The organism is Methanomicrobium antiquum, from assembly GCF_029633915.1.
In the GTDB taxonomy this organism is placed as follows: domain Archaea; phylum Halobacteriota; class Methanomicrobia; order Methanomicrobiales; family Methanomicrobiaceae; genus Methanomicrobium; species Methanomicrobium antiquum.
The window spans coordinates 1,469,952-1,484,741 of sequence record NZ_CP091092.1 but is presented as its reverse complement, the minus strand read 5'-3'; the positions used below and the strand labels follow the sequence as shown (position 1 = coordinate 1,484,741).

The 14,790-nt window shown below is 37.6% G+C and carries 16 protein-coding genes; 8 read left to right on the top strand and 8 right to left on the bottom strand.

Going from position 1 to position 14,790, the window contains the following annotated elements:
• Nucleotides 1-82 precede the first annotated feature (82 nt).
• The 8 genes from L1994_RS07375 to L1994_RS07340 all read left to right on the top strand — a co-directional run bounded on the left by L1994_RS07375 (nucleotide 83) and on the right by L1994_RS07340 (nucleotide 7,325).
• A complete protein-coding gene (locus L1994_RS07375; RefSeq protein ID WP_278098812.1) occupies nucleotides 83-595 on the top strand; it encodes an ArsR family transcriptional regulator in 513 nt (170 codons plus the stop codon).
• The gene (locus L1994_RS07370; protein ID WP_422656658.1) at nucleotides 579-1,388 is read left to right on the top strand and encodes a DUF7839 domain-containing protein; all 810 of its coding nucleotides are present in this window, start codon (nucleotides 579-581) and stop codon (nucleotides 1,386-1,388) included. The genes L1994_RS07375 and L1994_RS07370 overlap by 17 nt, the downstream gene beginning before the upstream one ends.
• Nucleotides 1,385-3,409, top strand: coding sequence for a DEAD/DEAH box helicase (locus L1994_RS07365; protein WP_278098810.1), 2,025 nt, complete (start codon nucleotides 1,385-1,387; stop codon nucleotides 3,407-3,409). Before L1994_RS07370 ends, L1994_RS07365 begins: the two co-directional genes overlap by 4 nt.
• A gap of 426 nt (nucleotides 3,410-3,835) precedes the next feature.
• Nucleotides 3,836-4,006, top strand: coding sequence for a rubredoxin (locus L1994_RS07360; RefSeq protein ID WP_278098809.1), 171 nt, complete (start codon nucleotides 3,836-3,838; stop codon nucleotides 4,004-4,006).
• Between the two features lie 8 nt (nucleotides 4,007-4,014).
• Nucleotides 4,015-4,173, top strand: a complete 159-nt coding sequence (locus L1994_RS07355; protein WP_278098808.1) for a rubredoxin — start codon at nucleotides 4,015-4,017, stop codon at nucleotides 4,171-4,173.
• 2 nt (nucleotides 4,174-4,175) lie between these two features.
• Nucleotides 4,176-5,363, top strand: a complete 1,188-nt coding sequence (locus tag L1994_RS07350; RefSeq protein WP_278098807.1) for an FprA family A-type flavoprotein — start codon at nucleotides 4,176-4,178, stop codon at nucleotides 5,361-5,363.
• Between the two features lie 25 nt (nucleotides 5,364-5,388).
• Nucleotides 5,389-5,769: a desulfoferrodoxin family protein gene (locus L1994_RS07345; protein ID WP_278098806.1), complete on the top strand. Its 381-nt coding sequence runs from the start codon at nucleotides 5,389-5,391 to the stop codon at nucleotides 5,767-5,769.
• Between the two features lie 98 nt (nucleotides 5,770-5,867).
• A complete protein-coding gene (locus L1994_RS07340) occupies nucleotides 5,868-7,325 on the top strand; it encodes a TrkH family potassium uptake protein (protein WP_278098805.1) in 1,458 nt (485 codons plus the stop codon).
• A gap of 371 nt (nucleotides 7,326-7,696) precedes the next feature.
• Here the strand turns inward: L1994_RS07340 and ndk are convergent, their stop codons facing one another.
• From ndk to L1994_RS07300, 8 genes are all read right to left on the bottom strand, one after another.
• Nucleotides 7,697-8,146 carry a nucleoside-diphosphate kinase gene (gene ndk, locus L1994_RS07335; protein WP_278098804.1) on the bottom strand — a complete coding sequence of 150 codons (450 nt, stop codon included), beginning with the start codon at nucleotides 8,144-8,146 and terminating at the stop codon, nucleotides 7,697-7,699.
• A 6-nt stretch (nucleotides 8,147-8,152) separates the two neighbouring features.
• Nucleotides 8,153-8,344: a 50S ribosomal protein L24e gene (locus L1994_RS07330; RefSeq protein ID WP_278098803.1), complete on the bottom strand. Its 192-nt coding sequence runs from the start codon at nucleotides 8,342-8,344 to the stop codon at nucleotides 8,153-8,155.
• A gap of 2 nt (nucleotides 8,345-8,346) precedes the next feature.
• Nucleotides 8,347-8,553: a 30S ribosomal protein S28e gene (locus L1994_RS07325; RefSeq protein ID WP_209689957.1), complete on the bottom strand. Its 207-nt coding sequence runs from the start codon at nucleotides 8,551-8,553 to the stop codon at nucleotides 8,347-8,349.
• A gap of 11 nt (nucleotides 8,554-8,564) precedes the next feature.
• Nucleotides 8,565-8,933, bottom strand: coding sequence for a 50S ribosomal protein L7Ae (rpl7ae, locus tag L1994_RS07320; protein ID WP_278098802.1), 369 nt, complete (start codon nucleotides 8,931-8,933; stop codon nucleotides 8,565-8,567).
• Nucleotides 8,934-9,208: 275 nt separating this feature from the next.
• Nucleotides 9,209-11,323 (bottom strand): DUF2298 domain-containing protein, encoded by a 2,115-nt coding sequence (locus L1994_RS07315; protein WP_278098801.1) that lies wholly within the window; start codon nucleotides 11,321-11,323, stop codon nucleotides 9,209-9,211.
• Nucleotides 11,324-11,331: 8 nt separating this feature from the next.
• Nucleotides 11,332-12,300 carry a lysylphosphatidylglycerol synthase transmembrane domain-containing protein gene (locus tag L1994_RS07310; RefSeq protein ID WP_278098800.1) on the bottom strand — a complete coding sequence of 323 codons (969 nt, stop codon included), beginning with the start codon at nucleotides 12,298-12,300 and terminating at the stop codon, nucleotides 11,332-11,334.
• A complete protein-coding gene (locus tag L1994_RS07305; protein ID WP_278098799.1) occupies nucleotides 12,297-13,010 on the bottom strand; it encodes a dolichyl-phosphate beta-glucosyltransferase in 714 nt (237 codons plus the stop codon). The genes L1994_RS07310 and L1994_RS07305 overlap by 4 nt, the downstream gene beginning before the upstream one ends.
• On the bottom strand, nucleotides 13,007-14,236 hold the full coding sequence (locus L1994_RS07300; protein WP_278098798.1) for an NAD(P)/FAD-dependent oxidoreductase: 1,230 nt from the start codon (nucleotides 14,234-14,236) through the stop codon (nucleotides 13,007-13,009). The genes L1994_RS07305 and L1994_RS07300 overlap by 4 nt, the downstream gene beginning before the upstream one ends.
• Nucleotides 14,237-14,790: the final 554 nt, after the last annotated feature.

The window sequence follows — 14,790 nt, the reverse complement described above, 5'->3', positions numbered from 1 at the left end:
ATAAAAAAAGTCCTCAAAAATCGTATGTGAATTTGAAATAAGTTTATTTCATTATACTACATATATTTAATGGGTTTTTACTTTGACGGGGCATATTAGAATTGTTAATGATCCTCTTGATCTTGTTCCGCTTCTGATAACATTCAGCAACTCAGAATTTAAGAGCATATATACTCAGCTCAGCAAAAACTGGATGACTGAAGAGGAGCTTTCAGCGGATTATGAAATTGGTAAAGTAAAAGACTGTATTGCTATCCTTAAAAAAGGCAATCTCGTTGAAGAACAGTGGAGAATGCCAAAACCTGGAGAAAAACCATCCAAGGAATACAAAACAACTTATAGTAAATTCCGTGCCAATTTCCAGTGTACAATGGATGATTTGGGAGATATAATCAATATTTCAATATCTGCTGACGAATCCTTAAGAGATCTTGTAGATGATATTGAAAAGGATGTAAGAGCAGGTAATTCATCTGTTAATGATCTTGCGAGGAAATACAGTGTAAGTCCTGTTTTCGTAAAGGGTCTTGCAAAACGCCTGCCGATACTTGATGTAAAAGGACAGGGGCTGGTTTTTGTTGAAGATAAGGGATAATGATCCACTCTATATAATTCTTAGAAGTAAAAGAGAAGCAACAAAGTTTCAGATTCTGGTTGAGGTTGCAGAGCACCAGCCTTCAATAAGACAGCAGGAGATTGCTGTAAAAATGGGCGTAACGCCTCAGGCAGTATCTGAATATATTCGCGAACTTGTAGATGACGAGATGGTGAAATCACAGGGTCGCGGAAGCTATGTTATCACTCCAAAAGGCGTTGAGTGGGTTATAAACAATGCAGAAGCGCTTGAGTCATACGCTAAGCATATCACCAGAGATATTGTACAGCAGGTCTCTGTTTGGACCGCTATTGCAGACTGTAATATTCTTGCAGGCGAAAAAGTTGGCGTGTATATGAAAGACGGTTTTTTGCATGCCTCATATAAGAATGCGAGTGCAACCGGAATTGCAGTAGCAGATGCCAAAAGCGGCATGGACATTGGAATTTCAGATCTCACAGGAATTATTGACCATTCCTATGGTATTGTGCATGTATGTAAAGTTCCGCGTATCCAAAGAGGAGGCTCAGGTAAAGTCTCTACTGAGATTCTTCGTGATATACTTGAGAAAGTAGATTTTGTTGGAGCAGTCGGGATAGAGGCCGATATTGCGATAAAAAATTCGGGTATGAAGGCAAACACATTCTTTGGTGCGGCGGAAGGAGTAATTGAAGCCGGAATACATGGTCTTGAAAGTGCAATAGTGATTGTTGATGAAGATTTTACAGACTTTCTAAAAAGGCTGGAATCTTCAGGTCTCCGCTATATAATTCACGATTTGATATCTCCATGAAAATCATTGTCCATCCGCAACGCGGAGATTATAAACTCTTTTTTTATGATCGGCATTTTGTTGAAGCTGAAGGTGCTGTTGAACTATCCAAAACATCAAAAGGGTTCAGGCCGAAAAATTACCGACTGAGGACTCCCGGAAAACGTCAGTATTCAAATACACCGACAAAGGATTTGATATCAAGACTTAGAAACGCTGATGTCAGACTGACTGGTGAGAGCAAAAATTTTGAGGCGTTTTTAAACGATCTCCAGATAAATTTCAGTTATCTTCGTGCATGCCGCACCTGCATATTAGAGAACAGAATAACACCTCTAAAGAATAAAAACGCGGTAAAATATGGAAAAGAGTATATCTGTCTGGACTGTGCTGAAAAAGAGCTGAGGCGTGAGATTGGTTTTCTTGGAAAGATGGGTGGAATCTCTACTGCACATCTTGAAAGGCTTCTTAGTCTGTACATGGATCTTGACAAAGTGCTTTCAATGGTTCAGCCTGAAAGGGTGAATTTAAAGGATACTGTTTTTGATATTCTTGAGTCGCACAAGGTTCCAAGGACTACTTATTTAAAAGATCTGTCTCTTCCGCAGGCTTTTAAGGATGCATCCGGCGTTGAAAGACTGATGCCTGTTCAGGAGCTTTGTGTAAAAGCAGGCCTTTTGGAAGGAAAAGATCAGCTTGTTGTTGCCGCAACCGCGAGTGGAAAGACTTTCATTGGTGAGCTGGCAGGAGTTAAAAACCAGTCAGAAGGTCGTGGGAATATGCTTTTTTTAGTTCCTCTTGTAGCTCTTGCAAACCAGAAGTACAACCGTTTTTCAGAGAGGTATGCGTTTTTGGATGTGGCTTTGCAGACAGGTGTTTCAAGAATAAATTTGCCTGAAACAAAGGTTAAAGCAAAAAGGACTCTTAAGGCAAATATAATTGTAGGAACGTATGAAGGGATTGACAATATCTTAAGAAGAGGAAGAACAATTCCAAATATTGGAACTGTAGTTATTGATGAAGTTCAGACGCTTGAAGATTCTGAACGCGGCCACAGGCTTGACGGGCTTATTTCAAGGCTAAAATATGTAGCACCAAATGCGCAGTTTTTGTATCTTAGCGCTACAATTGGAATGCCGCACCTTCTGGCAGAGAAATTAGGAGCAAATCTGGTTACATACAATGAAAGACCTGTTCCACTTGAACGTCATTTGATTTTTGTTGATCGAAAACAAAAAATTGATGCAATTAAAAGTCTTGTTACAAGAGAATATCGCAATAAATCATCAAAAGGGTATAAGGGGCAGTCGATTGTTTTTACTTTTTCAAGAGCCAGATGCCATGAGATTGCGGATGCAATTGGAGGAAAAGCACAGGCTTATCATGCAGGTCTGAGTGCAAAAGAAAGGCGTTTCGTTGAGGAAAAGTTTGAAAAAGGAGAAATTTCAGCTGTGGTTACTACAGCTGCACTTGCGGCAGGCGTTGATTTTCCTGCATCCCAGGTCATATTTGATGCACTTGCAATGGGGATTAAATGGCTTACCGTTCAGGATTTTTACCAGATGATGGGTCGTGCCGGAAGGCCGGATTATCATGATCTTGGGAAAGTTGTAATTTTAGCCGAGCCTGGTGCAGGTTATTCACGTGAGAGCAGACTTACTGAGGAAGAGGTTGCAATAAGCCTTCTTAAAGGTGAAATGGAGGAGGTTGCGCCTGTATATGATGATGAGGAATCATCAGAAGAGTTTGTATCGCACGCAGTTGTATGTAAAGGTGATGAGGCAGGCCTTCATCAGATGTGTGAAAAGATGGTTGGAGAGATGTCTGATGTGTATCCGGTTCTGAAAAAAGAGGGATATATTTCTTTGAGCAACGGAAAAGTAACATTGTCTCCTTTTGCTAAAGTGATGGCAGAGCATTTCATTGGAATTGAAAGACTAAGAAGGATACGCCGTCTTACAAAAAAGGTTAAAAATCCTGTCGAGATTGTTGCAGAACTCGATTGTGAACCAATAGAGGAATCAGCCAGTTCAAAACGCTAAAAAAACAAAAACCTAAATACAAAACCTAAATACAAAACCTAAATACAAAACCTAAATACAAAATCTAAATACAAAATCTAAATACAAAATCTAAATACAAAATCTAAATACAAAATCTAAATACAAAATCTAAATACAAAATCTAAATACAAAATCTAAATACAAAACCTAAATATCAAATCAGCCGGAATTGCGCTGAATAAATGCATAATAAATGCATAATTTTTAATATTTTTTTAAATTCTGATTATCCTTTTTTTTTATTTTTAGTTCTTTCTTTTGTGTAATAAAATGTCACTTTAGAGAAAGTTATTATGTAAGATTGTTCTAAATACAAATAAAACTGAAAACAGGCATGGCTGTGACTGTGATGTCACTGCTTCAAAGTAGCGATTTGATTCGGTTTTGTTTAAATTGGAGGATATTATGAAAGTATGGAAATGTAAAAAATGTGGATATATCTATGATTCACGTATTGGTGATGCAGGCTCAGGAATAAAGGCAGGAACAGCCTTTGAAGATATTCCTGACGACTGGAGATGTCCAAGGTGTGCGGCAAAAAAAGATAAATTTGAGTCGATAGAAATCGAGGGATGATTGGTAAAATGACAGGAAAAAAGATGAAATGTATGGTCTGTGGCCATGTATATGATCCTGATAAAGGGGATAGAGATGTAGATGCAGGAACAATTTTTTCTGACATTCCTGCAGGATGGAAATGTCCTGTATGTGGTGCTCAGAAAGCAAGTTTTAAAGAGATTTGAAAATGGCAGTCAGGGAGATTTGCAAAGGAGTATATTCGGTTGGAGTTATTGACTGGGACAGAGAAGTCTTTGACAATCTGTTGCCAATTCCGGAAGGTACAACTTATAATTCCTATCTAATCGAGGGAAGTGAAAAAACAGTTCTAATAGATGGTGTAGACTTTGGATTTGAAGAAGAGTTCATAACAAATCTTGCACGATCTGGTGTCTCAAAGATTGACTATATAGTTGTAAATCATTCAGAACAGGATCATTCCGGTGCAATTCCTGTATTTTTGGAGCTTTTCCCCGGTGCTAAAGTGGTAACTTCTGAAAAATGCAAAGAGTTTTTAAAAATATTTCACAATATTCCTGACTTTAGGATTATTGTTGTCGGAGATGGTGAGACAATCTCACTTGGTGACAAGACCCTTGAATTTTTAATTACTCCGTGGGTACACTGGCCTGATACCATGATGACCTATCTTCGTGAGGACAAAATTTTATTCTCATGTGACTTTTTCGGATCACATTACGCAACAGGAAATCTGTTTGTTGATGATGACAGGGAAATGCATTATGTCCTTGCAAAAAGGTATTTTGCAGGAATAATGATGCCTTTCAGAGGAAAGGTCAAAGATTACCTGGACAGGCTTTCAGGATATGAGTTAGAGATTATTGCACCAAGTCACGGACCACTTTACAAAGACACTAATTACATAATTGACGCATACACTGAATGGAGTTCGGATAAGGTTAGAAACAGGGTAATTATTCCTTATATATCAATGCATGGAAGCACTGAAAAGATGGTTAAGTACTTAACAGAGGCATTGCTTTCAAGAGGAATTGAAGTACGCCCTTTTAATCTTGCAAATGCGGATATTGGACGAATTGCAATGGATCTTTTGGATGCCGCAACAATAATCGTTGCATCACCGACAGTTCTTTTCGGTCCGCATCCAAAAGCAGCAAACATTGCATTTCTTGCAAACATACTAAAACCAAAGGCGAGACTTGTTGGAATAATCGGTTCATATGGATGGGGAGGAAAGACTGTAAACTCTCTTTCTGCAATGATTGGAAAACTTGATGTAGAGGTGCTTGACCCTGTCTACATAAAAGGTCTTCCTGACGAAGAAGCCTATGCGGGGATTGAAAAATTAGCTGATGAAATCTTAAATAAACATAAGGAATACAATATTCTTTAAAAAAAGTATCATGGAGGTTTATAAAATGGGAAAAAAAATTGAGATATACAAATGCGACAAATGTGGTAATACAACTCTTCTGTTGGATTCAGGAAAAGGACAGATGGTCTGTTGTGATGAGCCAATGAAACTTTTATCAGAGCAGAGTGCAGATTTTAAAAACGAAAAGCACGTTCCGATTGTTGAAAAAACCGATGACGGAATCAAAGTAACAGTTGGTTCAACACTTCATCCGATGTTGCCTGAACACCATATCGTGATGATTGGGGTAATTGACGGTGATGATTTAATGGTTCACTGGCTTTCACCCGGAGATGAGCCTGTTGCCCACTTCCCGTGCCAGAATGAGGATGTTAAGGCAATAGAATACTGCAATATTCACAATCTGTGGACAAACAAACAATAATTCTTTTTTTTTCTTAAATCATTGAAATTATCGAAGATTATGCAAAAACATATATTATCAGATAGTTTACCTATCAGGTAGTATTACAGGGTTTACAGATGAAACGTATTGAACAGTTTTCAATCATTGCTGATGATCTTGGAAATGTCCTGCATTTTATTAGTTTTGGCACATGTGTTCCTCTGATTGTCGCCATCATCTACAGCGAATGGGATATGATTGCTCCAATGGCCCTTGTTCCTTTGATATTATACCTGATAGGAACAGTGTTTCTGATGTTTCCCGAAAATAAAAGGGAGGCCAAATTAAGTCAGGCTCTTTTTTCAGTTGCTCTTATCTGGTTAATCTGTGCATTTGTCGGGGCAATTCCTTTCTGGCTTGGTATGGGAATGCCATATATTGATGCGGTCTTTGAGGCCATGTCAGGATGGACTGATACAGGCATTACAATGATTCGTGATGTAGATTCAACGTCTTACACATTACTTTTCTGGCGTTCACTTATGCAGTGGTTTGGTGGTCTTGGAATTGTTGCATTTACAATTGTCATGCTTTCCAGAACCGGACTGAATCCATCCCGTTTTTACCGCTCTGAAGCAAGAAGTGAGGCGTTTATGCCAAGCGTTGTTCAGCAGGGTCTTCAGATGTGGAAGATTTATCTGATTCTTACTGTTGCATCTGTTCTTTTCATCCTTTTGTCAGGAATACCCTTGTGGGATGCTGTAAATATCGCAATGGTTGCGATTGCAACAGGTGGTTTTACAGTGCATTCTGCAGGCATTCCTTATTACAACAGCCCGCTTCTTGAGATGCTTATAATCCCTGTGATGATTGCGGGTGCTCTTCCGTTTAAAATCTATTTTTTAATGTACTATAAAAAGAAGCTGAGTCTTTTCCGTGATGAACAGGCATGGCTTTTGTTCTTTTTTATAATGCTTGGATTTGTGGTAATTACAGCAGACCTTTTACTGTTCAATGGACTTGAAGGTGCTACTGCAATCAGGGAGGGAATTTTCATGTCTGTTGCAGGTGTTACAAGTACAGGATTTCAGACATCATCTCCTAACACATGGGCGCCTGTTACTGTTTTATTTCTCCTTCTCCTGATGCTTGTAGGCGGTTCTTCCGGAAGTACATCCGGTGGTATCAAGCTTTCAAGGGCGGCTTTGGCATTCAGGGGAATTATCTGGTGGTTTAAAAGATCTTTTGTTAGCTCAAAAGTAATTATTCCATTCAGGTATGGCGGGAAAATTGTTCAAAAAGCAGAAGCTGAAGCAGAAGTTTCTAAAAATATGCTTATCATCATCTTATATCTCATGGTTATTTTTTTCTCGGCGATTGCTATAATGCATTTTGAGTCGCCTTTGGTTGATACAAGTCATGTGATTTTTGAAGTTGTCTCAGCAACGTGTAATAATGGTATAAGTACTGGTTTTGCAACGCCTGATTTAACACCTTTCAGCAAGAGTGTATTTATTTTTGCAATGTGGATAGGACGTCTTGAGATTATGGCAGTTATTGTCTTTTTCATGGGATTAATCAAGGGTTTTGACTGATTGTCCTGTTTAATCAGTAATTTACCCTGAAAATCAAATCATGATTTTCATGAAACAGTCCATAAAAAATTTGTTTCATGAACGTTTTTTTCAAAAAGATTTGAATTTAAAATGAACTCAAAGAACATATGCAATATTGCCGATTAGGAATTGAGCAATCATATTATGGGATGTTTAGATAAAGAGGACAAAAATTAAACCGGTATTGACATTATTTTCATTTGCTGACTAAATATAATATAATCGAATAGAAAAATGTGGACAGCTTCTTTTATGAGGGATAAAATTTCGACTGATAAAGTCAGGATTAAAACATGAGAAAAAAAGTATATGAAAACAAATTTGTTTTCATCCATTAATGATGAAAGGGTTTACTCGTAGAGGTATTTCTCATCTACTCTTTCATAGGAGGTGATTTCTTCTTTTTTGAAGTGAATTGCAATCTCACGTTTTGCAGTCTCGTCTGAGTCTGAACCGTGTATTACATTCATTCCAATCTCAAGAGCAAAGTCTCCACGGATTGTGCCCGGAAGTGCCTCTGCAGGATTGGTTGCGCCAATCATCTGGCGGGTAATTGAAACGACATTTTTGCCTTCCCAAACCATCAAAAAGCACGGTCCGCTCATGATGTATGATTTGAGTCCCGGGAAGAACGGTTTGTCTTTGTGTTCGGAGTAATGTTCCATTACACGCTCTTCTGGAAGTGACTCAAATTTTGCCGCAACAAGTTTGAGACCTTTCTTTTCAAAGCGTGCAACAATCTCACCAACGAGTCCGCGCTGGACACCGTCAGGTTTGATCATTAAGAATGTCTGATCCATTAAGGATCACTCCTTGCCGAGCGCTTTTCTGCCTGCTGCGGTCCAGGTCACACGGCGTGGAACTCTTTTTAGGCGGTAGTTGTTCTGGCACTTTGAGCTGCAGAAATAAAAGATTGAACCATCTTTTTTAACATACATCTTTCCTGTTCCAGGCTCAATCTGTTCTCCGCAGAATGAACATACAAATTTCTCCACCATTTTTAGCGCCTCGATAATTTCTTAGCTTCACGTTCGGTCTCGATGAGCATAAGCACATCGCCCTCGCGGATTGGCCCGACTGTGTTGCGGGTTATAATCCTTCCTTTGTTTGAGCCATCGAGAATACGGCATTTGACCTGGAAAGCTTCTCCGTGCATTCCTGTCGGACCGATAATCTCAATAACTTCTGCCGGCGTTGCATCTGCCATAAATGGTCACCTCACTGCTTAAGTTCGCCTATCTGACCAAGAACTTCATCAAGGAGTTCTTTTGCCTTGCCGGGTTTGACAATCGCTGCTGCTGCAGAACCTACTTCAAGGCCGCTTGCCGCACCAACATCGTTTTGCTGGTTGATAATAACGTATGGGCACTGTTTCTCGTCACAAAGTGCCGGAAGGTGCATAACAATCTCTTCAGGCTCAACGTCGCCGCCGATTAATACAAGCTGTGCGATTCCTCTCTCGACAGCCTTTGTGGCTTCGTTTGATCCTTTCTTAATCTTTCCTGTGTCCCTTGAAACTTCAAGAACTTCAAGTGCTTTGTTCTGAATTTCGTCAGGAACTTCAAATTTTGCGTAAACTTTTGACATAACTCACCTCATTCAGGAGCAAAGAGCCAAAAGAGCAGAAAAAAATTCATTCAGATATTTCTGAAATCATCTGCAAAAACGTCTGAAGACCGTTTTTTCAATGCTCTTCCGGTTATATTGGTTTTGAGTTACTCCTTCATCACTCATCAGTCAGCGATTGATGTAGCTATATTAATTCATCATAAAGAGTGATAAAGGTTTTTGAATTATTATCAGAATTTTAGTTCCAGCAATAGAATTTGAAGTCTGAAATCGAAGTAAAAGTAAAATAACTGTTAATAAAGCGCATAAATTGTCGCACCTTCATTCCTGAAAATTTCTTTAAACTGGTTGTATGGAAGATTGACATTATAAATTTCATCTTCTGATTTACCAACAAATATATGGGTCATTCCATATTTTTTCATAAGAGATATGCAGTCATCCGGATTTTCATATATTTTTCTGACATCAGACATTCTCTCACCAACAAGTCCCAAATCTCCTCTCCACATCTGTTCATGAAATGGCATTCCTATAATTGTTGGATAGCCGGTCATTGAGGAAACTCTTGAGTAGTAGGTGTAATCATTGTTTTCAGCCTCAACGATGTTTACAGTACCATTCAGGCTTCTTAAAAATTCAATTGCTTCATAGTCATATGGATGGTGTGTTTTTATCCAGTCCATTCCGTCAAGTGTCTTTCCTCCATATCCGTAATTCATGTCAGGGAGGAGTACTGGCAGGATTAATATTATACATATTGCTATTCCCAGCAGATACGCACATTTTTTGTTTTCCGGCAATTTGATTTTGCCAGGCCAGGTCTGATTTTGACAAATCATTTTCTGACTTATTTCAGTTTTGGAATTTTCGGGGAACTTTTTGTCAAGATATTTCCCGATGAACGTAAAGCATGATATTCCAAGCATCATCCAGGCAATGAGTGAAAATTTAAAGACAGTGTTCATCCTGAAATAGTCATCGCCCATATTGTCTTTTAAATATATGATCTCTGTAAAAATAATTATTAAAAGTCCAAGCGATCCCAAAATATCCTGAGCAGTCCTGTTTTTCCTTAAAACAAGCGCCAAAGCAGGAACTACACAAAGACCTGCTCCAATGTATCCAAAAAATCCAAATGGAATTAAGAATGCTAAAATCCATGGTCTTTTTTTGAGATCATTTAGGCATTCTAAGTATAGAACTGCCAGAAAAAACCCGTATACCAGAATAAACGCGAAAGGACTTGTTGGAGCATGTACAATTCCAATACCTTCTACTCCGCTAGTATTCAGCATCAGATAATATGGGAGGTATATGATTACTGATAATACAGGTACAATAATAAAAATTTTAAGCGGCAGGGCCTTTGTCAGGTATAAATAAAGATCTGATTTTAGAAAGGACTTATCAGGAGTGATCTTGTGTTTATCTTCATTTCTATTTTTGTTTCTGAAAAAGATCAGAATACCTGTCAACAAAAGTACCGGAGCATATATCAAAACATCCCATGTGTTTAAAAGCGGCATTGAGCCAAGACTGATTGAAAGAAGCACTGCAAGAATCCATTTTGTCTTCTCATCTGATTCATTCCATTTCATATAGCAGAATATTAAAAGGAACAGGAATAGTGCCTGGTTTAAAAAAGAAATTACATGTGCGTGTGGATCACCCCAGAGCATTGAAAATACAGGATATTCCGTAATTGCGGCGTCAATAGTTCTTGTACTATCCCAGATAACAGTCTGTATGCTTTTTCCAAGAATTAAGTGATATATAAATGCAGGATTTACTATGAAAAGGGGGAAAAGCAAAAGCCATTCATATCTGTTTAATAAAAGTCTTCCTATGGCATAAAGCGAAACGGCAGTATTTGCAAAGACGGTTGGAAGAATAAGATTGAATACTATTGTTGATTTTATTCCTGAAATTACTCCAAGTGATCCAAAGATCCAGTGACCGAGATAATAATAGATGTCAAGATTTCCTCCTGAATACCACGGATCGACAGGAGGAACAGTTGGATTGTTTATGATTGATGCCAAAAATGCATGATCCATAAATTTTTCGGCATAAGAGATGGAGGGGTTTAAGTATCTGACTTCAAGCATGAATAAAAAGAAAAGGAAGAAAACAATATCCCATCTGATATTTTCAAAAATTTCCTTCTTTGTATATTCTCCCTTATAAAAATAATAGAATAAGAGTACTACAAAAAAAACAAGTGCAAAATGAACAGGCAGATGAAAAAGTCCACAGTACCATGACAGAAGTGCAAAAACAATTAATGATGCAGGATATGAAATCCCGTATGAGAACCTTCCCAAAGGTGATTTCAAAAGCGGCCAGATTGACATCTGGATAAACTTGAGAATTATTATCCAGATAATAACTGAAAAAATCTGCATCTCCGGTGTCAAACAATATCCTCTTTGTTAATTCCCCTTGAAAAGGCGCGTTTCATAAGACTTACTGCCCAGTCTCCAAAAACATACAGAGATATTACTCCTCCAATTAAAGTAACCAGATTTTTGACCAGGTGGTCTATTACTGCAATCAGTGTTGCAATTGCCGCCGGAGTTCCGGAAACCTCAAGAGTCAGTGCAACTGCAAGTTCGTATGTACCAACGCCTCCCGGAGTTATGGGAACCGCTTTCACCAGATTTCCAATAACTATTGCAATAACAATTACAAAAAAGGGAATATTTGTATTGAACATCAATGCAATTACCAGACAGATGAGACAGTCCATTATCCAGATAATAACTGAGGTGACTCCAAGTACAAGTAGTGCGGAAATACTAAGTGATGCCTGTTTTATCTCTGATATGAGGTTTAATAGAATTTGGATATATTTGTTCTCTGATCTGAAATTTCCAAATAATCCAATGAACACAAGAAATGCAAAGCACAATAAAAGGGCTATAGAAATCACAGTTGAGAACCATTCCGGCATATCAAGTGCAAAAGGGAGAACAATAGCACCTAAAAGTGCAATAGTTACAATATCAAAGAATCTTTCTACAACAACTGATGAAAGACCCTGTGAATATGTTGCACCTGCGATATGCTTTAAGATGAAAAGTCGCACCAAATCTCCAAGTCTTGCAGGAATAATGAGGTTTGCAGTCTGTGATACATATATACAGGCTGTAGATGTCAGAATACTGACTGAAATAACCAGTTTTTTAAGAATATACTGGTATCTGAACCCGCGTAGAAACCAGGCAAAAACACAGATTAAAACTGCAATTAAAAGAAATGACGGAACTGCAGTTTTAAGGGCTGTTAAAAGATCGTCAAAAACCCTCCAGAGCATATATACAATAATTCCAACAGCGATTATCGTTGGAATTAAAACAGCACCTGCTTTTTTGTAATTCATCTAAGCTGCCACCATAATTTCAGGATGTCTGTTCCCATTGAAAATATGTCGTTGAATTTTACAGTAGTTCCTGTTCCAGTCCGCCATCTGACCGGAAATTCTTTTATTTTGTATCCGGCTCTCTGCCCTCTTACCAAAACTTCCGTATCCCAGAACCAGTGAAGTGAGTATACAAAAGGTAGAAGTTTTAGTAGCTGTTTTTTGTTGAAAGCCTTAAATCCGCATTGATGATCACAGAGCCTGCTTTTTAATATAAGTCTGACCAGAAGATTATATCCTCTGCTTGCAATTTCTCTGTCAGTAGTTCTTACAATATCACTGTTTTTCATCAGCCGCGAACCGGTAGCTATGTCGGCACCGTTTCTTATTGAATCAATAAGCTCTTTTAGATGATCCAGATCTGTTGCAAGATCGACATCATAGTAACAGACAATATCGCCCTTTGCCTCTGAAAATGCATTTTTTAACGCTTTTCCCCGTCCCTGCCGTTCATCACTGTGAAGTAGTTTGACTCTTGAGTCTGTTTTTTCGTAATTTTCTACAAATTCTTTGCTTTTGTCGTTGCTGTTGTCTTCGGCAATTATCAGTTCAAATGAGGATGTTATCTTTTCAAGTGCTGAGATTGATTCAGGGATTGCCTTTTCAAGAGATTTTTTATCATTGTATACCGGGATTACTACACTTATTTCCGGATTCTCATGAATATTCATATATTGTATTTCCTGCATATTTCTGATGCTACTTTTTTTCCGGCAATAATTGAGCCTTCCATACTTCTTTCCGGATAATTTGATTGGGAAAACATCCCTGCCAGAAATATTCCCTCTTTTTCATATTCCGGTACCATTTTTTGGTAACCTTTTATATAAACAGGGCCTGCAAATTTTTCGATATTGAGTCTGTACCAGTTGATTTCATCGTCTTTTACATCAAAACGATTGCAAAAGTCCTTTATCATTATCTCTTCTAAATTTTCCTCTGGTTTGTCTTTAAAATAAGATGCAAGATATACAATATGTTCACCATAATTTTCGGGCGGTATAAAATTTGTATGACCTATTACTGCACCATAAGGTGCTTTATCTTTCATATTGAGCCAGTATATGCCTTTTGTGACCTCTCTTTTCAGGCCTATTGTCATACAGGCGGCACCCTGATAGGGAATTTCTGGAAATTCAGGCCCGCCGATTTTTGTCAGGCATCTTGGATTTATAGTAGATATCAAAGCGTCATATGCCGCTCCGTTAACTTCCCATTTTGAGCCGTTGAAATTAATAAGTTCAGCTTTTGTTCCTTTTTTGATTATACAGCCTGAATTTTCTAATTCAGTTTCAAGGGATTTTATAAGCAGGTTATAACCGTCCCTGAAGTATCCTAATTTTTCTCCACCTGTTTTTCTGTCAGATCTGATTGCAATTCGTGATATTAGCCATGCGGCAGATACTGATTCTTTAAAGTTTCCATATTTACTGTTTAAAAGTGGTTCAAAAAATGAATTATAAACACTAATTCCGCATTTTTCAATAATAAAGTCCTTAGCGGAAATTTCATCAAGAGATGACAAATTGTAATTTTTTGACTTAATTGTAAGAATAGCAAGTCGAAATTTATCTAATATGGATAAAAGCGGATATCTTAGAATCTCTATAGGTGTAGTTAAGGGATAGATTTTATCGTTTGCATAATAACCTGTGCTTCCGGAGAGCCATTCAAGATTGTCTGAAATTCCAAGAGAATCTGAAAGCTCAAACAAATTATTGTCGCCTGAAAAACAGTGATGATAAAAATCCTCAATACATCCGTTTTTTGCTTTTGAAGATGACAGGCACCCTCCAAGCTTTTCCTTTTCTTCAAGAATAGTAATATCTGCTTTTTCTCTGAGACTGTATGCCGCGGAAAGACCGCTTAATCCTCCACCTATTATGCAGATATCCATTAATATTATATTTTTAATCTAAAGCATTTTATGCTTTTGATTGAGAAAAAGACTCTTTGAAGAAATAAAAAAAATTACATGATATTTTAGGCAGACACTTATCTTAACTGCGCATGTAATTCTTCATATCTGCTATGAAAGTTAAAATTCCAAAAACACTTCAATTGGTTTTTTGTGATGGAAATTGACTATCATGCAGGTTCATTCAGGGTTTCATGAAATTATGAATTATTGCATTTTTTTAATGAGACATTTTCTATAAACTTTTTTTTAAAAATTAGGGGCGAATGCATATATGCTTATAAAAGAATATTGAAATGCAATTGAAGTGATTAATGATCAAATTCAAATTCTTCAAAGAATCGTTATAGTGACTACATGATATGCAAAATGAGATGCAAAAAAACTACATGTAAAGGTTCATAAAACAAAGATTTTGTGCACTTTAAAAATTAAAACCAGATTGCCAGATTTGGTCTTCACACCAAACTGCTTTGAAAATTTAATGTGTGATTTGGTCTTAAAAAATGCAGTTTGGAAAAGATGTTTCGTCC